This window comes from Metabacillus sp. KUDC1714, from assembly GCF_014217835.1.
Lineage (GTDB): Bacteria > Bacillota > Bacilli > Bacillales > Bacillaceae > Metabacillus > Metabacillus rhizosphaerae.
Genome location: NZ_CP055263.1, coordinates 311,425 through 333,370, shown reverse-complemented (window position 1 = coordinate 333,370; position 21,946 = coordinate 311,425). Strand labels below are relative to the sequence as shown.

At 36.1% G+C, this 21,946-nt stretch carries 26 protein-coding genes and 1 other annotated feature; of the genes, 21 read left to right on the top strand and 5 right to left on the bottom strand.

From position 1 onward, the window contains the following. The first annotated feature begins 265 nt into the window (after positions 1–265). The 10 genes from HUW50_RS01705 to pheA all read left to right on the top strand — a co-directional run bounded on the left by HUW50_RS01705 (position 266) and on the right by pheA (position 8,360). Positions 266–1,051, top strand: a complete 786-nt coding sequence (locus HUW50_RS01705) for a M23 family metallopeptidase (protein WP_066334314.1) — start codon at positions 266–268, stop codon at positions 1,049–1,051. Further along, the gene (locus HUW50_RS01700; RefSeq protein WP_066334317.1) at positions 1,044–1,910 is read left to right on the top strand and encodes a M50 family metallopeptidase; all 867 of its coding nucleotides are present in this window, start codon (positions 1,044–1,046) and stop codon (positions 1,908–1,910) included. Before HUW50_RS01705 ends, HUW50_RS01700 begins: the two co-directional genes overlap by 8 nt. Before the next feature lie 133 nt (positions 1,911–2,043). Continuing rightward, positions 2,044–3,495 (top strand): Rne/Rng family ribonuclease, encoded by a 1,452-nt coding sequence (locus HUW50_RS01695; RefSeq protein WP_066334319.1) that lies wholly within the window; start codon positions 2,044–2,046, stop codon positions 3,493–3,495. Between the two features lie 66 nt (positions 3,496–3,561). Continuing rightward, positions 3,562–3,642: a sequence feature (ribosomal protein L21 leader region), on the top strand. 11 nt (positions 3,643–3,653) lie between these two features. Next, complete coding sequence (gene rplU, locus HUW50_RS01690; protein ID WP_066334322.1) at positions 3,654–3,962, top strand: 50S ribosomal protein L21; 309 nt, start codon at positions 3,654–3,656, stop codon at positions 3,960–3,962. An 11-nt stretch (positions 3,963–3,973) separates the two neighbouring features. Beyond that, a complete protein-coding gene (locus tag HUW50_RS01685; RefSeq protein ID WP_066334326.1) occupies positions 3,974–4,309 on the top strand; it encodes a ribosomal-processing cysteine protease Prp in 336 nt (111 codons plus the stop codon). A 16-nt stretch (positions 4,310–4,325) separates the two neighbouring features. Continuing rightward, positions 4,326–4,616, top strand: coding sequence for a 50S ribosomal protein L27 (rpmA, locus tag HUW50_RS01680; protein WP_066334328.1), 291 nt, complete (start codon positions 4,326–4,328; stop codon positions 4,614–4,616). A gap of 335 nt (positions 4,617–4,951) precedes the next feature. After that, a complete protein-coding gene (locus HUW50_RS01675; RefSeq protein WP_066334335.1) occupies positions 4,952–5,503 on the top strand; it encodes a sporulation initiation phosphotransferase B in 552 nt (183 codons plus the stop codon). A gap of 15 nt (positions 5,504–5,518) precedes the next feature. Then, the gene (obgE, locus tag HUW50_RS01670; RefSeq protein ID WP_066334339.1) at positions 5,519–6,802 is read left to right on the top strand and encodes a GTPase ObgE; all 1,284 of its coding nucleotides are present in this window, start codon (positions 5,519–5,521) and stop codon (positions 6,800–6,802) included. A 215-nt stretch (positions 6,803–7,017) separates the two neighbouring features. Further along, positions 7,018–7,461, top strand: coding sequence for an ACT domain-containing protein (locus HUW50_RS01665; RefSeq protein ID WP_066334341.1), 444 nt, complete (start codon positions 7,018–7,020; stop codon positions 7,459–7,461). Positions 7,462–7,475: 14 nt separating this feature from the next. Continuing rightward, a complete protein-coding gene (gene pheA / locus HUW50_RS01660; RefSeq protein WP_066334343.1) occupies positions 7,476–8,360 on the top strand; it encodes a prephenate dehydratase in 885 nt (294 codons plus the stop codon). A gap of 119 nt (positions 8,361–8,479) precedes the next feature. Here pheA and HUW50_RS01655 read toward each other — a convergent pair whose 3' ends face one another. Together HUW50_RS01655 and HUW50_RS01650 are read right to left on the bottom strand one after the other, a co-directional pair. After that, positions 8,480–9,019, bottom strand: a complete 540-nt coding sequence (locus tag HUW50_RS01655; RefSeq protein WP_396652576.1) for a transcription repressor NadR — start codon at positions 9,017–9,019, stop codon at positions 8,480–8,482. 38 nt (positions 9,020–9,057) lie between these two features. Continuing rightward, positions 9,058–10,188 carry an IscS subfamily cysteine desulfurase gene (locus HUW50_RS01650; RefSeq protein ID WP_083964659.1) on the bottom strand — a complete coding sequence of 377 codons (1,131 nt, stop codon included), beginning with the start codon at positions 10,186–10,188 and terminating at the stop codon, positions 9,058–9,060. A 123-nt stretch (positions 10,189–10,311) separates the two neighbouring features. Between HUW50_RS01650 and nadB the strand changes: the two genes are divergently transcribed. From nadB to HUW50_RS01620, 6 genes are all read left to right on the top strand, one after another. Next, positions 10,312–11,865 (top strand): L-aspartate oxidase, encoded by a 1,554-nt coding sequence (nadB, locus tag HUW50_RS01645; protein WP_066334357.1) that lies wholly within the window; start codon positions 10,312–10,314, stop codon positions 11,863–11,865. Positions 11,866–11,868: 3 nt separating this feature from the next. Then, positions 11,869–12,699, top strand: coding sequence for a carboxylating nicotinate-nucleotide diphosphorylase (gene nadC, locus HUW50_RS01640; RefSeq protein WP_066334366.1), 831 nt, complete (start codon positions 11,869–11,871; stop codon positions 12,697–12,699). 11 nt (positions 12,700–12,710) lie between these two features. Continuing rightward, on the top strand, positions 12,711–13,820 hold the full coding sequence (nadA, locus tag HUW50_RS01635) for a quinolinate synthase NadA (RefSeq protein WP_066334369.1): 1,110 nt from the start codon (positions 12,711–12,713) through the stop codon (positions 13,818–13,820). Between the two features lie 317 nt (positions 13,821–14,137). Continuing rightward, on the top strand, positions 14,138–15,541 hold the full coding sequence (safA, locus tag HUW50_RS27685) for a SafA/ExsA family spore coat assembly protein (RefSeq protein ID WP_311774031.1): 1,404 nt from the start codon (positions 14,138–14,140) through the stop codon (positions 15,539–15,541). 215 nt (positions 15,542–15,756) lie between these two features. Continuing rightward, positions 15,757–16,509 carry a YhcN/YlaJ family sporulation lipoprotein gene (locus HUW50_RS01625; protein ID WP_185653644.1) on the top strand — a complete coding sequence of 251 codons (753 nt, stop codon included), beginning with the start codon at positions 15,757–15,759 and terminating at the stop codon, positions 16,507–16,509. Positions 16,510–16,617: 108 nt separating this feature from the next. Continuing rightward, on the top strand, positions 16,618–16,806 hold the full coding sequence (locus HUW50_RS01620) for a DUF8096 family protein (RefSeq protein WP_066334378.1): 189 nt from the start codon (positions 16,618–16,620) through the stop codon (positions 16,804–16,806). A 77-nt stretch (positions 16,807–16,883) separates the two neighbouring features. Here the strand turns inward: HUW50_RS01620 and HUW50_RS01615 are convergent, their stop codons facing one another. The 3 genes from HUW50_RS01615 to HUW50_RS01605 form a co-directional block, all read right to left on the bottom strand. Then, entirely contained in the window at positions 16,884–17,069 is a 186-nt protein-coding gene (locus HUW50_RS01615) for a hypothetical protein (RefSeq protein WP_066334381.1), read from the bottom strand. 126 nt (positions 17,070–17,195) lie between these two features. After that, a complete protein-coding gene (locus HUW50_RS01610; RefSeq protein ID WP_066334384.1) occupies positions 17,196–17,513 on the bottom strand; it encodes a hypothetical protein in 318 nt (105 codons plus the stop codon). Between the two features lie 183 nt (positions 17,514–17,696). After that, entirely contained in the window at positions 17,697–17,897 is a 201-nt protein-coding gene (locus HUW50_RS01605) for a cold-shock protein (protein ID WP_066334390.1), read from the bottom strand. A gap of 374 nt (positions 17,898–18,271) precedes the next feature. Here HUW50_RS01605 and HUW50_RS01600 point away from each other — a divergent pair, with 374 nt between their 5' ends. From HUW50_RS01600 to queA, 5 genes are all read left to right on the top strand, one after another. Next, positions 18,272–18,805, top strand: coding sequence for an intercompartmental signaling factor BofC (locus HUW50_RS01600; protein WP_083964661.1), 534 nt, complete (start codon positions 18,272–18,274; stop codon positions 18,803–18,805). 245 nt (positions 18,806–19,050) lie between these two features. Then, positions 19,051–19,659, top strand: a complete 609-nt coding sequence (ruvA, locus tag HUW50_RS01595) for a Holliday junction branch migration protein RuvA (RefSeq protein ID WP_066334399.1) — start codon at positions 19,051–19,053, stop codon at positions 19,657–19,659. 10 nt (positions 19,660–19,669) lie between these two features. After that, a complete protein-coding gene (gene ruvB, locus HUW50_RS01590; RefSeq protein ID WP_066334402.1) occupies positions 19,670–20,674 on the top strand; it encodes a Holliday junction branch migration DNA helicase RuvB in 1,005 nt (334 codons plus the stop codon). Continuing rightward, positions 20,667–20,867: a DUF2905 domain-containing protein gene (locus tag HUW50_RS01585; RefSeq protein ID WP_066334405.1), complete on the top strand. Its 201-nt coding sequence runs from the start codon at positions 20,667–20,669 to the stop codon at positions 20,865–20,867. The genes ruvB and HUW50_RS01585 overlap by 8 nt, the downstream gene beginning before the upstream one ends. Positions 20,868–20,908: 41 nt before the next feature. Then, complete coding sequence (gene queA, locus HUW50_RS01580; protein WP_066334421.1) at positions 20,909–21,937, top strand: tRNA preQ1(34) S-adenosylmethionine ribosyltransferase-isomerase QueA; 1,029 nt, start codon at positions 20,909–20,911, stop codon at positions 21,935–21,937. Positions 21,938–21,946: the final 9 nt, after the last annotated feature.

Sequence of the window (21,946 nt, the reverse complement as noted above, 5' to 3'; positions counted from 1 at the left end):
AAAAGACTAGTGTTTGATTATCGATGTATTTCGTGAAACATCGACTTTCAGCCCACTAGTCTTTTTTGTTTGGTATCTAGCTCCAGCGCCTAGACCCTCTCAGGTCTACAGCCACTCAGGAATTGAAGACAAAGAACGTCTTCTATTCCTGAGCCTCTTATGCCTGCGGGTCTGAACAAGGCGCTTGCGCTTTTCTATATTTTTTAATCATATCCTTTAAGGACAAGGCATAAACTTGTACAAACTGACAAAAGGATTGATGGGGATGAGTCATCGAGCGGATGAAGTGAGGAAAAGAATTGCGAAAAGAAAGCGAGAAAAAGGATTGTCAGAGACACATGAAACATCAAAGCCAACATCATTGTTTTTAAGTGATGAAGAGAGGTATGGTGTGTATTCTCCACCAACATATGAAGGCGGCCCGAACAAAGGAAACGGCGGTCATCCACTTTTTCGTACAGAAGTATTCATATTCAAAGTATTATTTTCAGCAGTTATCGTGTTAGTGACAGCAATCGTCTTTAAAAATAGTGCACCTCTCTTTCAAGATGTGAAGTCAGCCATTACGTATTCCCTAGAGGAAGAATTTCAATTTGCAGCTGTTTCTTCCTGGTATCGAGATCAATTTGGGGAACCACTAGCTCTTTTTGAACCTAATGCAAAGAACAACAAGGATTCAGAAGATGCGACTCAAAGTGTCCAATTTGCTGTCCCGGCTAATGGTAAAGTGCTCGAAACGTTTGAAGATAACGGACAAGGGATTATGGTTGAGACTGATCGACCTTCTGTAGAAGCAATGAATGAAGGAATTATTATCGAAGCAGGTGAAAAACCAGATACAGGTCTGACAATTGTTCTTCAGCATGCTGATGGAACTAAATCATGGTATGGAAATTTAGATAAAATTGATGTTGCCCTATATGATTTTGTAGAAAAAGGGAAAGCACTTGGGAAAACGAAATTAAGTGAAAATCAAAAAGGTACTTATTATTTCGCTATTAAAAAGGGTGATGACTTTATTGACCCAATCCAGGTGATCCAATTTGAATAGATATTTCATACTCTTACAAAAAATTCACATTCATCCATTATTATGGGTAATGATTGGAATAAGTATCATTACCGCTAACTTTAAATCATTGTTATTGTTAATGCTGATTGTATTTATACATGAAATGGGCCATGCAACAAGTGCTCATTTTTTTTCTTGGAGAATCAAAGCAATCATGCTTCTCCCATTTGGAGGGGTTGCTGAGGTCGATGAACATGGAAATCGCTCGTTAAAGCAAGAATTGATTGTTGTGTTATCAGGTCCAATACAGCATATTTGGCTTCAAGGTGCAGCTTATCTACTTCAAGCAACCAATCTCGTAAGCTTGGCAGATTATCAATTGTTCACTTTATACAATGTATCTATCCTACTTTTTAATTTGCTCCCAGTCTGGCCGCTAGACGGTGGGAAGCTTTTATTTATCCTCTTTTCACAATATTGGCCATATAAAAAAGCACATTTTTACATGGTAGCGACGTCGATTTTTTTCTTATCTATTTATGTTTTAGCTATTCTGGTCTATTCACCGAACCATCTGAACATGTGGTTTATTACAACCTTTCTTATTTACAGCTTATATCATGAGTATAAAAATCGAATGTATGGTTGCTTGCGATTTTTGATGGAGCGGTATTACGGTAATCAAGATACAATTTATCGGCTAAAGCCGATTGTCGTCGATGAGTCAGAGTTAATCTATCATGTATTACTTCAATTTCAGAGAGGGTGTAAGCATTTGATCGTTGTCGAGCGAAATGGTGCAAAAGTATCGGAAATGGATGAAAATGAATTACTTCATGCCTATTTTGCTAACAAACTTACTGACTCAAAGGTAGGGGATTTAATGTATGCTTATTGAGTTTTTTAATCCTCAAGGTTTCAGTTTACTACCACTTCTATGATATAGTATACAAAGATATTTTAGGAATTGATAGATAAGTCGAACTAGGGCTTAGCTCCTTGTTCCTGTTCAGAGAAAGAGGAGAAAATAAGTGCGTAAACTGATAATAAATGAAAAAACGAAGGAAGTTCGCTGTGCAGTCTTTGAACATGAGCAGTTATGTGAACTACATCAAACCTATTCCTTTGATAATGAAATTATCGGAAATATATATATTGGTCGTGTAACAAAAGTTCTTCCGGGCATGCAAGCTGCTTTTGTTGATATTGGAATAAATCAAAATGGTTATATACACCGTAATGATTTAATTTCGTTTCAACAGAATGAGAATACAGTCTCTAAACCATCTATCTCCCATTATGTAAGAGAGGGTGAGCAATTGCTCGTTCAAGTAGTAAAAGAGGGGACAGATCAAAAGGGGCCAAAGCTAACAACTAATATCGAGTTTGGAGGAAAGCTTCTCGTTTACATGCCCTATGGTAATTATATAGCTGTATCGAAAAAGCTATCAGATGAAAAAGAGAGAAGTAGATTGTTACATATAGCTAATGAGCTCCAAGAAGAAAAAGAGGGGCTTCTTTTTCGTACAGCTAGCAAGCATAAATCATGGGAAGAGCTTAGTGATGAGTATATTAAGCTAAAAAAGCAGTTTCAATCCATAAAAACAATGTATCGTAAAACTGAATGTGTATTTGAAGCAAAAAGCTTTGTTGAACGCATTTTGAACGAGTTGGCGATTAAACCTGAAGACACAATTATTTGTGATCAAATAGAGCGGGTTCAGGATTTGAAACAGCAATTTCCTACTGCAAAGATTATGTACCATGACCAAAAGGAATCCATTTTTACAACATATAAAATCGAGCAAGAAATTGATAAGCTCTTAAAAAATGTTGTTTGGCTAAAGAATGGCTCCTATATCATTATTGAGCAAACTGAAGCAATGACAATTATTGACGTAAACACGGGAAAATTTTCTGGAAAATTATCTATGCGTGATACAGTGCTAAAGACAAATCAAGTTGCAGCGATAGAAATTGCAAAGCAAATACGCCTAAGAAATGTAAGTGGCATTATTTTAATTGATTTTATCGATATGAAGCATAAAGAAGATCAGAAAATGATAGAAGAAACCGTTATACGTGAGATGAGGAAAGATCGTGTTCAACATAAGGTTATAGGTTTTACAGAACTAAATATTTTGCAAATTACGAGAAAAAAGGTACGTCAACCGATTGAAGCAAGTCTAACTGATCGCTGCCCTACTTGTAATGGAACAGGGCGAATTCCGTCTAAAGAGGCGATTGCATATCAGCTAGAAAGAGAGCTTTGGGAGCACCAATTTATGGATGAAGAAGCAATTTGGATTGAAGCAACAGCTGATGTAATCGAATTATTAAACGGAGGAAACGGCGAACATCTTAAACAACTTGAAGAAGCTTTAAAATACAAAATAATCTGTTCAGAATATCTTCATTCTATACCTAGCTACTCTATAAGGCATATTGGTAATGTGAAGACGATTATGGAAAGACTTAAATGAATAAAATAATTGTTGCATATTTCATAGGTATTTGATATTATGTTTAATGTTATGGTTTGTAGCGCACCCGTGCTACAACCGCTCAGAATGAGGTTAAAGCAATGTTTAGATAACATTCACCTTATTTTGGCGAGTCTGAGTTTATAGGAGGTGCAAGGATGTACGCTATTATTGAAACTGGTGGAAAACAAATTAAAGTTGAAGAAGGTCAAGTTATCTACGTTGAGAAGCTTGGTACTGATCAAGGTGAAACTGTTACGTTTGACAAAGTTTTATTTGTAGGTGGAGACAATGTTAAAGTTGGTAGCCCAACTGTTGACGGAGCAACTGTTACTGGTAAGATCGAAAAACACGGTCGTCAAAAGAAAATCACTGTCTTCAAATATAAAGCTAAGAAAAACTATCGTAAAAAACAAGGTCACCGTCAGCCATACACTAAAGTTGTGATTGACAAAATCAACGCGTAAGGCTATTTGAAATGATAAATGCGAAAATTTATCGTTCAAATGAGGGACTTATAACTTCGTTCGTTTTATCTGGACATGCCGAGTTCGATGAACATGGCAAGGATATTGTTTGTGCTGGAGCATCTGCTGTTACCTTTGGTGCTGTTAATGCAGTGCTGACTCTAACAAATATTGAGCCACAAATTGATCAAGGTGGAGATGGCGGTTATTTACATGTTAAATTACCTTTAAATCTCGATAAATCAACAAGTGATAAAGTTCAATTATTGTTAGAGGGTATGCTCGTTTCATTACAAACAATTGAAAGAGATTACGGACAATATATTTCAGTAACAATAATGAACTAAACAGGAGGTGAACTTCATGTTAAGATTAGATCTTCAGTTCTTCGCATCTAAGAAGGGGGTAGGGTCGACTAAAAATGGTCGTGACTCTATGTCTAAACGTCTTGGTGCAAAGCGTGCAGATGGACAATTGGTATCTGGTGGTTCAATTCTTTACCGTCAACGTGGTACAAAAATTTACCCAGGTGAAAACGTTGGCCGCGGCGGTGATGATACGTTATACGCAAAAGTTGATGGTGTTGTTAAGTTCGAACGTTTCGGACGCGACCGCAAAAAAGTTAGCGTATATCCAGTAGCACAAGAAGCATAAGTTCATGTGAAAACTCTAACCTAACTTAGGTTAGAGTTTTTTTTATTGTAAAGGAAAATATAAAACTCTAGTACTGTGGAAAAGCGCTAGGCATCCAACGTCTAGCCCCTCTTGAGTCTACAGCCACCCATGAATTGAAGGTAAAAAACACCTTCTATTCATTAGCGTCTTATTTGCCCGAGGCTGTTCAAGGCGCTTTCGCTTTTGCGAATTAAAACAGTAATCTATGAATAGCTCTTATGTTCCAACACAATGTTTGTTATAATTCTTATTACAGCGTAAAGTAATTGCTCCTTTATGAAAATTATTTTTTAGTTGAAATAGGAGAAAATAGTATGAAAAATAAATCGAAAAAATGGGATACTGTTGATATATTAAGTCATTCACGACATGATTGGATGAATAAATTACAACTGATTAAAGGTAATCTTTCGTTGCAAAAATATGATCGTGTACATGATTTCATTGAGGAAGTAATCATAGAAGCGCAACAGGAATCTAAACTTTGTAATTTGAAAATGCCCTCGTTTGCTAGTTATCTTATGACATTTAATTGGAGTAACCACCATTTTGTACTTGAATACGAAATTTTAGGAAATGTGTTGTCTTTAGAACCATTTGATGATTCAGTGACCCAATGGAGTAAGAGCTTTTTGGATCAACTAGATAAAGTAGTTGATTTTGCAAGTGAAAATCATTTAAGTATTACAATTGATATAGGTTTAGAAGCTGAAGGAGTTCGTTTCTTTTTTGACTTTAATGGCATAATAAAGGATACAGAACAATTAATTGAGTGGTTAAAAGCTGTTAATCACTCTCAATTGATTGTAAATGAATTTCATGTTAATACATATGAATTAACAACTGTTATTTCACTTGGGATTTAGAACGGAGGAAGACAAATGTTTGTCGATCAGGTCAAGATATATGTAAAAGGTGGAGATGGCGGAAACGGTATGGTTGCGTTCCGTCGTGAAAAGTACGTGCCAAAAGGAGGGCCAGCAGGTGGTGATGGTGGAAATGGTGCTGACGTTATTTTCGAAGTAGAAGAAGGTTTAAGAACGTTAATGGATTTCCGGTATAAACGCCATTTCAAGGCTCCTCGTGGTGAGCATGGTATGTCTAAAAACCAACATGGTAAAAATTCGCAACCGATGATAGTAAAAGTTCCCCCGGGAACCATTGTATCGGATGAAGAAACAGGCCAGATTATCGCTGATTTAACTGAGCATGGACAACAAGCAGTTATTGCTAAAGGTGGTCGTGGAGGTCGTGGTAACTCTAGATTTGCGACACCGGCAAATCCTGCTCCTGAGCTTTCTGAAAATGGTGAACCAGGAATAGAGCGAAACGTTATTTTAGAATTAAAAGTATTAGCTGATGTAGGCTTAGTTGGATTCCCAAGCGTTGGTAAATCAACATTATTATCTGTCATTTCTTCAGCAAAACCGAAAATTGCAGAATATCACTTCACTACACTTGTTCCTAATCTAGGAATGGTTGAAACGGAAGATGGAAGAAGTTTTGTAATGGCGGATCTTCCTGGGCTTATTGAAGGTGCACATCAAGGGGTGGGCTTAGGTCATCAATTCCTTAGACATATAGAAAGAACGCGGGTAATCGTTCATGTGATTGATATGTCAGGGTTAGAAGGAAGAGACCCTTACGAGGATTATGTAACAATTAATGCAGAATTAAAGGAATACAATCTGCGTTTAACGGAAAGACCACAGATAATTGTTGCCAATAAAATGGACATGCCAGATTCTGAAGAGAACTTAGCAGGGTTTAAGAAAAAGCTCAAAGATGATCTGAAAATTTTCCCGATTTCTGCCATTACACGAGAAGGTGTACGCGAGCTGTTATTTGAAATTGCCGATGCAATTGAACGTACACCAGAATTCCCGTTATATGAAGAAGAGCCAGCTGAAAACAGAGTTGTGTACGAGTTTAAGAAGGAAGAACCGAACTTCGCCATTACTCGTGATAGTGATGGATCTTATGTGCTTTCAGGTGAAAAGATTGAGAAACTCTTTAAAATGACTGAATTCTCACGTGAGGAATCTGTTCGACGCTTTGCAAGACAACTTCGTGGCCTAGGTGTTGATGAAGCGTTGAGAGAAAGAGGAGCAAAAGACGGAGATATTGTGAAGTTACTTGAATATGAATTTGAGTTTGTTGAATAATTTGAGCACTAAAGTTGTGGTGCTAATGAATAATAAGTTGTGAGAGCTGATCATGAGCTCTCTTTTTTATAGGATTCGTTTAGGTCCAAATGTTAACTTATCCTTGTTTTTGTATTGTTATAAAGCTTGGATAAAAATAAATAAAGAAAAAGGAAGAAATTTAGCTAATATTGTGATAAATTATCTACATTAAGAAAAAAGATGGGAGGGAGTTAATGAAAGACGATACATTTTTTTTAGTTCGAGAAGATATTTTACCTGAAGCAATGAAAAAAACACTTGAAGTAAAGAAGCTAATTGAAAGAGGAAAAGCTGATTCTGTGGCTGAAGCAGTTCAACGTGTCGATATGAGCCGGAGTGCTTTTTATAAGTATCGTGATGCTGTGTTTCCGTTTCATACAATGGTGAAAGAAAAATTAATCACCCTTTTTTTCCATCTTGAAGATCGTAGTGGAACTTTATCTCAATTATTATCAGTAGTGGCAACTGCTGGATGTAACGTTTTAACCATCCATCAAACCATTCCAATCCAGGGCCGTGCAAATGTAACACTATCGCTTAATACGAATGGAATGACAGAGGATATAAACCGATTAATGACCAAACTTCGTAGATTGGAATTTGTCGATAAGGTAGAGATATTAGGTCAAGGGGCATAAGGAGTTGAAGTTAGTTGTCAAACAGGATAGGATTTTTAGGACCGAGAGCAACTTTTACCCATTTTGCTGTTCAATCTTTTTTTGGGGATGAAGTCGAACAGGTACCATATACCACGATTCCACAATGTATTGATGCAGTTGCAGATGGGGAGATTGATTTTGCTGTCGTACCTACCGAAAATGCACTAGAAGGTTCGGTTAATTTAACATTTGATTATTTAATACATGAACAACCATTGTACATAGTTGGTGAGATTGTTTCACCGATTGAACAGCATTTTATGGTACACCCTTCAAGAAAAAATGATTGGGAAAATGTTACTCGCATTTATTCTCATTCACATGCGATTGCACAATGTCATAAGTTTTTGCATCAAACGTTTAAAGGTATTACGTATGATTATGCAACATCAACTGGAGCTGCAGCAAGTTATGTTAGTAATCATCCTGAAGAATCAGTTGCAGCAATTGCGAACAATCTTGCAGCAAAGGAATATGGGTTAGAAATTGTCAAAGCGAATATCCATGATTACCATTATAATCATACAAGATTTGCAATATTACATCCTTCAAATAAGGCAGAATATACTAGCCCATATCTTACTCCTGATAAAGAAAAAACAACGTTAATGGTTACACTGCCATCAGATCAATCTGGGGCTTTACATCAAGTGTTATCTGCTTTTACTTGGCGAAAACTGAATCTCTCAAAAATCGAATCAAGACCGATGAAAACAGGTTTAGGTAACTACTTCTTTATTATTGATATTGATATGTTAGTTGACGAGATATTAATACCAGGGGCGATAGCTGAGCTCGAGGCTTTAGGTTGCAGTGTTAAATTACTTGGTTCTTATGAAGCATATTCAATTAGCCAGCAAATTGAAAAAGAAGTTTGATTTAAAAACAGGTGACTAGGGTAGTATGTCACCTGTTTTCTTTTACCCATTTTTAGTGGAAGTAATCCTAAAAGCAAGAGGAGAAGGTTGAGATTTGGGAAACTGCCTGTTAAGATCGCTTATTCCTTTACTAAGAATCCTTCTTCATCAAGTGCTTTACAAGCAAGATCTATTTTATCAAGAGAATCAGCTTGTAAAGTATGCAAATGTAGACCACCAGTTAACTGTGATAAATATGAGGCATTATAACGATTTATTTTTTTTACAAATTCATTCACATCATTCCGATTTCCTACCATGATTGAAGCAGTTAATTCCCCATATACTTGATGCTCAACAATTACATCCTTAACAACTACCCCATGGTCAACAAGTATTGATAATTCTTCTATTGTTCGTTCAGGTGCATGCTTACAAGCGATAATTCGTTCGACTAATTTAGTTTGATCATGTTGATTGTTTAAAAATACATACCCTTGGCTTGTAGCCATTATTGGATAATTTTTTGCTTTTAACAGTGAAACGTCTTGGACGATTACCTGTCTACTCACATTTGTTGTGCTTGCTAACTCTCCACCTGTAATCGGCTTGTCTGCTTTAGATAGAATATCTAACAAGAGATTTCGTCGCTCTTCACCTAATATTTTATCAGTCTTCACCGATACCATTCCTTTCTACCTTTGCAAAATTTATGTTTTTAAAAGTTTTCAATGATGTTAATAAGTTGTTTTGCAAATGTCTGAACTTCCTCACTCGATGTTTGAGCACCTAATGATATTCTAATATATTGCTTTGCTTTTTGCTCATCATAACCTAGAGCAAGGATTGTACGAGAAGGTGCTTGCATTCCTACTTGGCATGCACTCCCTGTTGAAATTGCAAAACCGAATCGATTGCATTCTAACATCATATACTGACCTTCAATCCCATCTACAAGCAATGGAAGAATGTTCGGGAGGGTGTTTTCGTTATTTTCATTTAATAGCTTTATTCTATCCTTGCAAGGCTTTAGTGAGTCAACAAAATCTTTTCTAAGTTTTAGATAATGTTCAATGTTCGTATACATGTTAGCTGAAACATCTTTTGCGGCAGTAGCAAATGCAGCTGCACCAGGGACATCAACTGTACCAGGCCGAAAACCTGACTCATGGGTTGTCCCTGGGATAACTGGCTGCCAAAAAACGGATGGATTGATATAGGCCGCTCCAATTCCTTTAGGTCCATAAATTTTATGGCTAGATATTGAAATGGCATCAATATGAATATCCTCTACATTTATTGGAAGCTTCCCAAAGGTTTGAACACAGTCACTGTGGAATAAAATACCTCGTTTTTTTAATAATCGTCCAATTTCCTTGATTGGCTGAACAACTCCAATTTCGGAATTTCCGTGCTGAATCGAGACAAGTCCTGTATTAGATTGTAACTTGCTAGTGATGTCATCAGTTGAAATAAAGCCTTGTTTATTGGGCTCTAAAAAACTAACCTCATAACCCCTAGTTTGAAGACTTTTAAAAAATGTATAAAGTGATGAATGTTCAATTTGTGTTGTAATAATATGGTTATTTTTAAGATCAACACCATTTAACAAGGACTGAACGGCCAATATGTTTGCCTCACTACCACCACTAGTAAAATAAAGACCTTTTTCATTTCCGCAAATCATATCGGTAATTATTTTCCTAGAAGCCTGTAAAGTTCTTGCTGCCATTCCGCCAATATCATGTAAACTACTACTATTTCCAAATGCACTTTTAGCAGCCTTCATATATATAGTTAGGGCATTTTCACTCATTGGTGTAGTTGCTGCATAATCTAGGTAGATCACTGATTTCACCTCTAGTTTTCTCAAACTCTATGAGAATGTTAGTAAAAAACTCTTGTCATTATTTTAAATCTATGTAAATATAGGTGTCAAGACAGGTGTAAATTTACAGGAGGGTACTATGCTATGCCTCAAACAGATGTCATTATAATCGGTAGTGGGATTGCCGCCCTTTCTGCAGCATACCACTTACGACATAAACAAGTAACAATTATTACGAAATCTTCGTGGAAAAAAAGCAATTCAATGCTTGCACAAGGTGGAATAGCCGCTGCAGTTCACACGAAGGATTCATGGAAAAATCATTATGAAGATACGTTAGTTGCGGGTTGTTATCATAATGATTCAAAAAATGTAGAACATCTTGTCCAAGATGGTCCAACTGAAATCCTTGAATGGTGTCAAAGAGGAATGACCTTTGATTGCGATTTAAATGGACAATTTCTTCTTGGGAAAGAAGGAGCACATAGTCAGCACCGAATCATTCATGCTGGTGGCGATGCTACTGGAAGAGAAGTAACCCAGTTTTTATATCAGACGATTTTACCAATGGTAACATTGATTGAGAATGAAATGGCAACAGATTTGATTGTAAAAAATAGTAGTTGCTTAGGTGTTGCTACAAAGAGTGCAAATGGAAAAATGAAAAGATATTTGGCAAGTAAAATAATTATAGCTAGCGGTGGGTGTGGTGCTGTGTATGGCCATACATCAAACGCAGATATCATAACAGGTGATGGAATTGCCATGGCTTATAGAGCAGGTGCAAAAATTGCTGATATGGAATTTATTCAATTCCACCCGACAATGCTCAATATTAATGGACGTTGTGTTGGTCTCGTTTCGGAAGCAGTACGTGGTGAGGGTGCTTTATTAATAAATCAAAATGGTGAGACATTCATGGGTAAGATTCATCCTCAAGGTGATTTAGCACCAAGAGATGTAGTTTCTAGAGCAATTTATTATGAAATGAAAAAAGGGAATGATGTGTTCCTTGATATATCTAATATTTCTAATTTTTCAACAAGATTCCCGACTATTTCTAAATTGTGTGAGCAATATGGGATTAATTTAGACGAAGGAATGATTCCAGTCGCCCCTGGTATGCACTTTTTAATGGGAGGGATTCAGACGAATGATAAAGGTGAGACAAATATCCTCAATCTCTTTGCAGTAGGTGAAGCGGCATGTACAGGTGTGCATGGTGCTAATCGACTTGCTAGTAACTCGCTATTAGAGGGACTTGTTTTTGGGAAAAGAGTAGCGAATCATCTATTGTCTTTACCATTCGAGCAACCGGATAGAAGTGTTGATGTTTTTACAAATACCACTGCAGCAGATGAATTCATCGAATTACCGACAAAAAAACAGATTCAAGAAATCATGACTAACTATGTTGGAATTCAAAGAACGGAAGCTGAGTTAACCTTTGCAGTAAATTGGTTTACGTTTTATCAAAATCAATTCACTTTTTGGGTTTTTAATGTGAAGAATTTCACAACTGAGCAAATTGAAATCATCAATATGTTAACAATAGGCTGGCTAATTTCAACCTCTGCATTTAATCGAACAGAAAGTAGAGGGGGACATTATCGCTTAGATTTTCCTGAAACAAATGATAAATACTGGCGACAAAAGCAGCTTATACGAATGAAAGATGAAATGTATGCGGGGGTATAGAGAATGAACGTGATTAAATTAAAAAAGAAATTAGAAGAATTTTTTCTAGAAGACTTAGGAGAATTAGACGTTACAAGTCAAACGGTTTTTGGTGCTAATGCACGCGGAGAAGCTGTTATTATTGCTAAGGAAGATGGAATTTTGGCAGGTGTTGACGTTATAGCTACTGGTTATTCCTTATTCGATCAAAAGGTGGATGTGGCCCTAAAAAGGAAAGATGGAGACGCACTTAAGCAGGGTGATATCATTGCAGAACTTGAGGGACCTGTTGCCACTATTCTTAGTGGGGAACGAGTCATTCTAAATTTACTTCAGCGTATGAGTGGGATTGCGACATTGACAAATAAAACTGTACATCTTTTACAATCAGATCATACGAGAATTTGCGATACAAGGAAAACTTCACCAGGATTGAGAATGTTTGAAAAATACGCTGTTCGTTGTGGTGGAGGCTTTAATCATCGTTTTGGCTTATATGATGGTGTGATGATAAAGGACAATCATATAGCATTTGCAGGTTCCATTTTAAAAGCAGTTAAAGAGGTTAGGGCTAAAACAGGTCATATGGTCAAAATTGAAGTAGAAATAGAGAACGAAAAGCAGCTTCTAGAGGCAATTGAAGCTGGAGCTGATGTGATTATGTTTGACAACCGATCTCCAGAAGAGGTTGCAATATTCGCTGAGCTCACACCAAAACATATTGTAACAGAAGCATCTGGCGGTATAGGTATGCATAATTTAGCAGATTACCGTAATACCAATGTTGATTATATTTCATTAGGAATGTTAACACATTCATACAAATCTTTGGATATAAGTTTAAATGTAAAATAGGGGGCTTGAAAATGGAATTATTAGATATTCTTGAGCACGATAAAAAAGAAATGATGCCAGAATCCTATAAATCACTTTCAACTGAAGAAATGGAGCAGCGTGTACGAGAAATAAAAGAGAAATTTGGTACGAAGCTTTATATTCCAGGACATCACTACCAAAAGGATGAGGTTGTTCAATTCTCAGATGTGACAGGTGATTCATTACAACTTGCACAAGCTGCAGCAGCAAATAAAGAGGCAGAATATATCGTTTTTTGCGGTGTCCATTTTATGGCAGAAACAGCAGACATGTTAACAACTGAAAGCCAAAAGGTCCTGCTTCCTGATATGAGAGCAGGTTGTTCGATGGCTGATATGGCTGATATTGATCAAACTGATCGTGCTTGGGGAAAACTCCAAAACCTTTTTGGTGACACGATTCTGCCTTTAACATATGTAAATTCAACTGCAGCAATTAAAGCGTTCGTTGGAAAAAATGGAGGAGCAACTGTTACTTCCTCGAATGCTAAAAAAATGTTACAGTGGGCATTTACTCAAAAGGAAAGAATATTATTTTTACCAGATCAGCATTTAGGCAGAAATACGGCCTTCGATCTTGGAATCCCCCTAGATAAAATGGCAATATGGAATCCAATCACAAATGAATTGGAGTTTAATGGAAATGTTGAAGATATCATTGTCATCCTTTGGAAGGGACATTGCTCCGTACATGAAAATTTCACTGTTGCAAATATTGAACATTTACGAAAAACTGAGCCAGATATGAATATTATTGTCCATCCAGAATGCAGCAGAGAAGTGGTTGAACACTCAGATTTTGCCGGTTCCACAAAATATATTATTGACATGATTGAAGCAGCTGAACCTGGTACAAAATGGGCTATCGGAACTGAAATGAACCTAGTAAATAGATTAATTCAACAAAACCAGGATAAAGAAATTGTTTCATTGAACCCATATATGTGTCCATGTTTAACAATGAATCGTATCGATTTACCACATCTTTTATGGGCTCTTGAAAGCATAGAAAAAGGTGAAGTCACAAATCAGATTATTGTACCAGAACATATCACAAAGGATGCTGTATTAGCATTGGATCGAATGCTGGCAAATGTTTGATCTTTTTAAAATTGAACTAACAACAAAAAGGAACTAACAATTTATTGTTGGTTCCTTTTTGTATTGTACATAAATAAGAGTTAGCCAACATATGTATTTAAGTGAGATGTTAGGTTTATCCAATTTTTAATACGAGTTTAATCATAATTTTGATTTTTTCTTCATAAATTGTGATGAAGAATAATGACATCATGCTCATCGTTTATAACAGGGGAAACATAATCTTTCACATAGATGAATCGATTATGTTCAGTAACCCATCAGTTATGAAACGTTTTCTGATGGTAGATCTATTTTTAAGCTTAGGAGGGAAATCATTGAAAATTCATATTGTTCAAAAGGGCGATACTCTTTGGAAGATTGCTAAGAAATATGGGGTTGATTTCGAACAATTAAAAGGGATGAACACACAATTAAGCAATCCAGATTTAATTATGCCAGGAATGAAAATTAAAGTACCTTCTGGAAATGTTGCGGTCAAAAAAGAAGCTCCAATAAAGAAAGAAATGCCAAAAGCTGAACACCCATTTGCAAAAGAAAAACCAAAAGAGGTTTTAGGAGTAGAAGATACAGCACCGAAGGAACCAATTTCAGAAAAACCTTCAAAACCTTATATACCACCTGTACCTAATGTTCAGCATCCGGTATACACTGGGGTGGATATGAATAATTATTATACGGTGAATATGGCGATGATGCCACAAATGGCGAACCCACAACTACCGCCAAAACCAGAAAATGTATTGCCAGACATTACAAAAGATGTAGAGGATATGTATAAGGTACCTGCTAAAGAACAGCCACATTACGAATTACCAGAACAACAAGAGGAGGCTTCAAAAGATATGGCAAATATGCCAAATGTACCAAATATGCCGAATATGCAAATGCCTGCATATACATCACCAGCGATGCATCAACCGCAATATTTAGCTCCACAACACATGGTACCTGTTTCACCTGTATTACCTGGGTATGGTTTCTGCCCACCGATGCCTTATCAGCCGATGGCAATGCCATATGGGTATGGACATGGGCCAGCAATGCCAAATCAGCCATACCCTGCAGCAGTAAGCCCTGCTGAATATGATGACGATGATGATGATCAAGGTGCACATTCACCAAATATGCCGTACCCACATGCAGTTGCTCCAGCACATTACGGACCAGGATTCCCAGTTAATCCATATGCAGGTGTTCCAGTGTCACCAGTATTACCTGGATACGGATTTAATCCAAATCAAGTTTTAGGTGCATATGGTGAAGCACCAGATGATGATGATGATGATTTTGATTATGAACATTCACCAAATATGCCATATCCACAGGCAGTTGCACCAGCCTATACACAGAATGATTGTGGTTGTGGAGGAGCAACACCTTATATAAATCCTTATCAAGGTTATCCATATCAACATGGTGTTAATTATGGCTATCCAATGCAACAACAATTTGGTGGCTATCCAATGCAACAACAATTTGGTGGTTATCCAATGCAACAACAATTTGGTGGTTATCCAATGCAACAACAATTTGGTGGTTATCCGATGCAACAACAATTTGGCGGTTATCCAACACAACAGCCATTTATGGCCCCGCAAGACTATAATCCTAATGGTTTCAATCCTGGACAGATGCAACCCGGACAGATGCAAATGGCACCAGGTGGTCAAATGTTTGATATGCCTAATTATGATGAACGAGAAGATGACCAGGATTAATAATCACAACAAAGCAGAGGTGACATACCCTCTGCTTTATTTTGTTATAAGCTCTCATATTTATGTAATTTACGAAAAAACCTTTAAAAGATATTGACCAAAAATTAAAGGTGTTACCGTTAACTAACAGTTTGTTATTCCTCCCTATGGTGCAAGCTACTTAATGAGCAAAAGTTATTGCTCTTTTTGAAAGTACCTACTGGGGGGGTTTTGTATTGAATAAAGGTAAAAAAGCTTCAGCGTTTACAGCTATTGCGCTTTTAACAACAGGTTTGACAGCTTGTAATGGGGATGAAGGTGCATTAGATACAAGAAATAATGATAACGCACAACCTATGGGTTACTATTCAAATGAAAATACAAACGCAGATAATGAAGGTCCTGTTACAGAAATGATGGACGGAATGAACAATGAAGATAATTATTTCCGTAAAGTTAATAATAAAAACAATAATCAAAATATGAGTAATCCTACAGTACCACTTGGGGATCGTGATGATGGCTTAGTTAGAGATAATCGTTTTAGCCGTAGTGATGCAAATTATCATGGACACTTACAAAATGTAGGTAACAATAATAATAATAATAATAATAAAATGAATATCACAAACAATAATAACCGTGATGATAACGAGATATCTCGAAAAGTTAGAACATCAGTTGAGAAAATGGACAACGTCGACAATGCTCGTGTATTGGTAACAGAGGACAATATTTTAGTTGCAGTTGATACAGCTGACAACAATAATGCTTCCTTAAAAGAAAAAATTTCTAATAACGTACGTAAAATGTCTAATGGTAGAAATGTCCAAGTAGTAACTGATGAAGGAACATTTACACGTGTTCGTAACATTGACAATGATATCCAAAATGGTGTTGACCGAAAAACAATTGACGCCGACATCAATAATTTGATGGATGATCTCGGAGATGCAATTCAACGTCCATTTAATGGTGATCGTGACTAAAGAAGCTAGGGGTGTTCCCCTTGCTTTTTATTTTGTAAATTAAACTTGGACCAAGCATAATTAAGAAATGTGATATGATAAAGAAAATAGTAGTTGTAGGTGATATGTATGGAAGACAACAAACCGAAACGAGAAACAAAAGGTATCGATACCACTGTAGTTTATGATTTTAAACAATACCCAGACGAAATTAGTGGTCGATGTGATAATTGCGGAAACACATTATTTAAGAGTTCTGTTAAGGATTTCATCTTTCTTAGAGAATGTAGTGAATGTGGAATGAAGAAAAGTATTTGAAAACGACTCAATAATCCAAAAAAAGTCACTCAGGTAAAGGGAAATAAGATAACTGAGTGACTTTGAATAGTATGAAACTATTTATTAAATAAATATTTTACGCCTTTATAAATGAGGACTAATGAGAAAACTAAAACTGTTAGTACACCCACCACTGTTGTAAATGGTGCTAAACTTGCTAAAAATGTACCAGCTAAAGGAACTTCAATTAAAGCAAAGCCTGATAAAATAGCAGCTAAAAATAAGAAAATCCAGCTATTCATTGTAACCCCTCCTTTTACTACAATATATGTCCTAAAAGGAATGTAAGTTTAATGAAGTAGCCTATAGCGAAAAAATATTATTTTAGAAAAGAAATAATTCAAGTGAAGATTTCCTTTGAATTTAGTTCAATCATTTACCAGCGATTTAATCTGATCAACTGGAACTTCTTTCTTGACTACTAATTCATTTTTTGCCTCATCATAATACATTATTTTTAAAATTTGCAAAGATGAATCTGCTGAATGAGCGGTAAGTAAACCAAAGTGTCCATTACCTAAATCTACCATATGGGAGTAATCCAATTGTGGATACACATCTTGACTACTACTATAAGAGTCATCCTCCACCGTTACAGTGTGATCACCAGAAGAAAATGCGATAATAATCGTTAAAAAAATGAGGGTAATTCTAATTCTACGCAATTCTGCATTAAAAAGGTCCACATTGCTCACACCTTAATCTTATTTTCAACTAAGAAGTTTTTATTCACTTCGTTTTATTGAACATATTAAATATGAAATAATGACAATTATAGCATAATATGGAATATATTGATTATTTTTGTTGAAAATTTATACACAAAAAAAGGACTTCGTTAGAAGTCCTTTTTTGTACATAAAAGCTAATTAAGCTTTGTTAACGTTAACTGCTTGAAGTCCACGTTGACCTTGCTCAGTTTCGAAAGTCACTTTTTGACCTTCTTCTAAAGTTTTAAATCCTTCGCCTTGGATAGCTGAGAAATGTACGAATACGTCGTCTCCACCTTCGATTTCGATGAATCCGAAGCCTTTTTCTGCATTAAACCATTTTACTGTACCTTGTTGCATGTTTGTTGCCTCCCGTGTGGATATTCCACGATTTATTACTATCCTTGCTCAATTATCAAAGGCGAAAAGTTTAAACACTTATTCTTTCCTTACAGACCGAACAAAAATAATTCTCCTTAATATTAACAGAGTATCCCTCGAATAGCAAATAGGTAATAATTGTTTTAAAAATATTTTTTAGTAGGAATATTCTATGGTTAAAACTTCTATAATTGGTCACAATATTATCGAAACAGTAATTGTTAAGATGTGTTGAAATAATAAACAACTCTAATAGATAAAATAAGCTAGGCTATTAACTAATTTTTTTAATCCTAAATTAGTTGACGTTCAATGTGATGATTGTACGAATTTAAATAAACGAGGTGAGATCGATGAGAAAATTTCATCCAAGTCGCATCGTTACCGTTTGTTGTCTTATTGCAGTAATCATAAGTATAACAATAGCAAACGGTAATCAAGATAGTATTAAAGCAGAAGAAAATATGGTTCAAGGTCCTTTAACTGTAAAAGTAGTTTTACAGAGAGTATATCTTGATGGAGAGTTAAGTGAAGAGGTAACAAATGAAACAATTCTTTCGATGGAAGATTTCTGGGCTGCCTATGATGGCTGGCAGTTAATTGATCAAAATGAAGAGAGAGTTGTTTTTCAAAGAAGTATAGATGATATTTCACCTCTATTAAAAACAAACGGCTATTTCGGAATTGATGATGATGGTACGTTATCGATCTTTAATGGAAAACCAGAGACGAATGAAGTAATTCAATCCTTCTTTCAAATTGATGTGAAAAAGTTGGAAAGTAGAAAGCATGATGAATTAATTCAAGGAATTAGAATACAATCGAGAGACCAATATCTAGAGGTTTTAAAAACTCTTGAAACATATCCAAAGTCAGAGAAAAAATAAAAAAGCTAACTTAAAAGGTGAAAATCTTTTGAGTTAGCTTTTTTGACGAGATAAGAATAAGTACACCCTGAGCTTTTCTTAATAAGAAATTATTATTATCAGAAAAATACCTAAGGCGAAATTTTAATGGTAAAATAGGTTGTAAGAACAATTGTACGTATTTAGATGCATTGTAGTCAAAATCCCTTCTGATTAACCGCTTTTTTTGATACAATGGGGTACAGTCGTAAAAGAGGTGAATATCGTTGATAGAATTTATTAAAGGGTATGTGGACGATGTGACGCCAGAGTATATTGTCATTGATCATCGTGGTTTAGGATATCAAATCCATACACCAAATCCGTTTAGTTATAAGAAAAGCCAACAAGAAGAAATCATTATCTATACATATCAGCATGTACGTGAAGATATATTAGCTTTATACGGCTTTAAATCGAGAGAAGAAAAAGCATTATTTATGAAATTGCTCAATGTAACTGGCATAGGGCCTAAGGGGGCATTAGCTATACTTGCTTCGGGTAATCCCTCACAGGTGATTGAGGCAATTGAAAATGAAAATGATACATTCCTCGTAAAGTTTCCAGGTGTAGGTAAAAAGACAGCACGGCAAATTATCTTAGATTTAAAAGGTAAATTAGGCGATGTTGCTGCTTTGTATGCGCCAGATTTATTTACACATGAAGAAATTTCAAAAAAGCATACTGCAAATCATGCCTTGAATGAGGCAATTGAGGCACTGAAAGTACTAGGTTATGCCGAACGTGAAATTAAAAAAGTTGCTCCTTCTCTTGCAGAAGAAAGTTTAACTACAGATCAATATGTAAAAAAAGCATTGCAAAAGCTATTGAAGTAAGGTGATAAACATGGATGAACGCCTTGTATCAAATGAAGCAGATTCACAGGAATCGTATATTGAGCAAAGCTTAAGACCTCAGAACTTAGGACAATACATAGGACAGGATAAAGTAAAAGAAAATTTAAAGGTGTTTATTGAAGCAGCAAAAATGCGAAGCGAAACATTGGATCATGTTCTTTTGTATGGTCCTCCAGGCCTAGGAAAAACAACATTAGCAACGATTATTGCAAATGAAATGGGTGTGAATATTCGTACAACTTCTGGACCTGCCATTGAAAGACCTGGTGATCTAGCAGCAGTTTTAACAGCACTAGAGCCTGGTGATGTACTGTTTATCGATGAAATACATCGTTTGCATCGTTCAATAGAGGAAGTTTTGTATCCCGCTATGGAGGATTTTTGCCTTGATATTGTCATAGGTAAAGGCTCTACAGCAAGATCCGTTCGTTTAGATCTCCCGCCATTCACGCTAATCGGAGCAACAACAAGAGTTGGATTATTAACAGCTCCGCTTCGTGACCGTTTTGGAGTCTTGAGCAGATTAGAATATTATAATGAAAAACAGCTAGCACATATTATTGAACGTACAGCAGAAATATTAGAAGTTGGTATTGAATATGATGGTGCCGTCGAAATGGCTAGAAGATCTCGTGGTACACCAAGAATTGCAAATCGCTTGCTAAGGAGAGTAAGAGATTTTGCTCAAGTAATGGGAGTAGAGACAATCACAACTGAATTAGCTGTTGACGCATTAGAGAGGCTTCAAGTAGATAAATTAGGATTAGATCATATTGATCATAAGCTTCTCCTTGGAATTATTGAAAAATTCCGAGGAGGACCGGTTGGAATCGATACAATTTCGGCTACAATAGGTGAAGAGTCACATACAATTGAAGATGTATATGAGCCATATCTATTGCAAATTGGATTTCTACAACGAACTCCAAGAGGAAGAATTGTAACAGATCTGGTATATCGACATTTTCAAATGGAGGTTCCAAACATTGACTGAGTTTCCTAAAGTTTTAATGATAATCGGTGGTGTGCTTTTAATCATTGGGATTTTTATGCAATTTATTGGGAAACTACCTGGAGATATTGTGTTTAAAAAAGGGAATACAACTATATTTTTCCCCATTGTTACATGTATCGTCATTAGTATTGTTCTATCTCTAGTATTTTCGTTTTTTGGTCGATTTAAGTAAGGTAAAGTAAGTTAAGTGATTACAGAAAAAAGGTGAACGTTTTGAAGGTAGAATTATTTGATTTTCACCTTCCGGAAGAACTGATTGCACAAGTTCCTTTAAAGGAAAGGGATGCATCTAGACTAATGGTTCTTCACAAGGAGACAGGTGAGCTACAGCATAAGTCATTTAAGTCAGTTATTGATTATTTCCACTCTGGTGATTGTCTCGTATTAAATAATACAAGAGTTATGCCAGCGAGGCTTTTTGGTATGAAGGAAGATACTGGTGCAAGTATTGAGATCTTATTATTAAAACAACAAGAAGCTGATGTATGGGAAACTTTGGTTAAACCTGCCAAACGGGTAAAAGAAGGTACAGTGATCACATTTGGTTCCGGTATACTAAAGGCTACTTGTGTAGGAACAAGTGAGCATGGTGGTCGATTACTACAATTTGATTATGATGGAATCTTTTATGAAGTTCTTGATTCACTTGGAGAAATGCCATTACCACCATATATAAAAGAACAATTAGATGATCGAGAAAGATACCAAACTGTTTTTTCTCGTGAAATTGGATCTGCTGCCGCCCCAACTGCAGGATTACACTTTACAGAAGAAATTCTTGATCAACTTAAAGAAAAAGGGGTTCATATCGGCTTTATTACTCTTCATGTAGGATTAGGTACATTTCGGCCAGTTAGTGCTGAGACAGTAGAAGAACATGATATGCATGCAGAATTTTATCAAGTAAGTGAGGGGACGGCTTCTCTTTTGAATGAAGTGCGTTCAAGAGGTGGTCGCATTATCTCAGTAGGGACAACCTCGACTAGAACACTTGAGACGATTGCGTCCAAGAATGAAGGGCAATATGTAGCAGAAAGCGGCTGGACCAATATTTTTATTTATCCTGGTTATGAATTTAAGGGAATTGATGGTATGATCACAAACTTCCATCTGCCTAAATCTTCTTTAATTATGCTTGTTAGTGCTCTAGCATCAAGGGAATATGTGATGAACGCCTACACAGCAGCTGTTAAGGAAAAGTATCGATTTTTTAGCTTTGGAGATGCGATGCTTATTATCTAGGGCACATAC

Coding starts and splice junctions, on each gene's coding strand:
- HUW50_RS01705 (WP_066334314.1), top strand. CDS start 266: ATGAGTCATCGAGCGGATGAAGTGAGGAAAAGAATTGCGAAAAGAAAG.
- rplU (WP_066334322.1), top strand. CDS start 3,654: ATGTACGCTATTATTGAAACTGGTGGAAAACAAATTAAAGTTGAAGAA.
- HUW50_RS01685 (WP_066334326.1), top strand. CDS start 3,974: ATGATAAATGCGAAAATTTATCGTTCAAATGAGGGACTTATAACTTCG.
- rpmA (WP_066334328.1), top strand. CDS start 4,326: ATGTTAAGATTAGATCTTCAGTTCTTCGCATCTAAGAAGGGGGTAGGG.
- HUW50_RS01675 (WP_066334335.1), top strand. CDS start 4,952: ATGAAAAATAAATCGAAAAAATGGGATACTGTTGATATATTAAGTCAT.
- obgE (WP_066334339.1), top strand. CDS start 5,519: ATGTTTGTCGATCAGGTCAAGATATATGTAAAAGGTGGAGATGGCGGA.
- HUW50_RS01665 (WP_066334341.1), top strand. CDS start 7,018: ATGAAAGACGATACATTTTTTTTAGTTCGAGAAGATATTTTACCTGAA.
- nadB (WP_066334357.1), top strand. CDS start 10,312: ATGCCTCAAACAGATGTCATTATAATCGGTAGTGGGATTGCCGCCCTT.
- nadC (WP_066334366.1), top strand. CDS start 11,869: ATGAACGTGATTAAATTAAAAAAGAAATTAGAAGAATTTTTTCTAGAA.
- nadA (WP_066334369.1), top strand. CDS start 12,711: ATGGAATTATTAGATATTCTTGAGCACGATAAAAAAGAAATGATGCCA.
- HUW50_RS01620 (WP_066334378.1), top strand. CDS start 16,618: ATGGAAGACAACAAACCGAAACGAGAAACAAAAGGTATCGATACCACT.
- HUW50_RS01615 (WP_066334381.1), bottom strand. CDS start 17,069: ATGAATAGCTGGATTTTCTTATTTTTAGCTGCTATTTTATCAGGCTTT.
- HUW50_RS01605 (WP_066334390.1), bottom strand. CDS start 17,897: ATGCAACAAGGTACAGTAAAATGGTTTAATGCAGAAAAAGGCTTCGGA.
- HUW50_RS01600 (WP_083964661.1), top strand. CDS start 18,272: ATGAGAAAATTTCATCCAAGTCGCATCGTTACCGTTTGTTGTCTTATT.
- ruvB (WP_066334402.1), top strand. CDS start 19,670: ATGGATGAACGCCTTGTATCAAATGAAGCAGATTCACAGGAATCGTAT.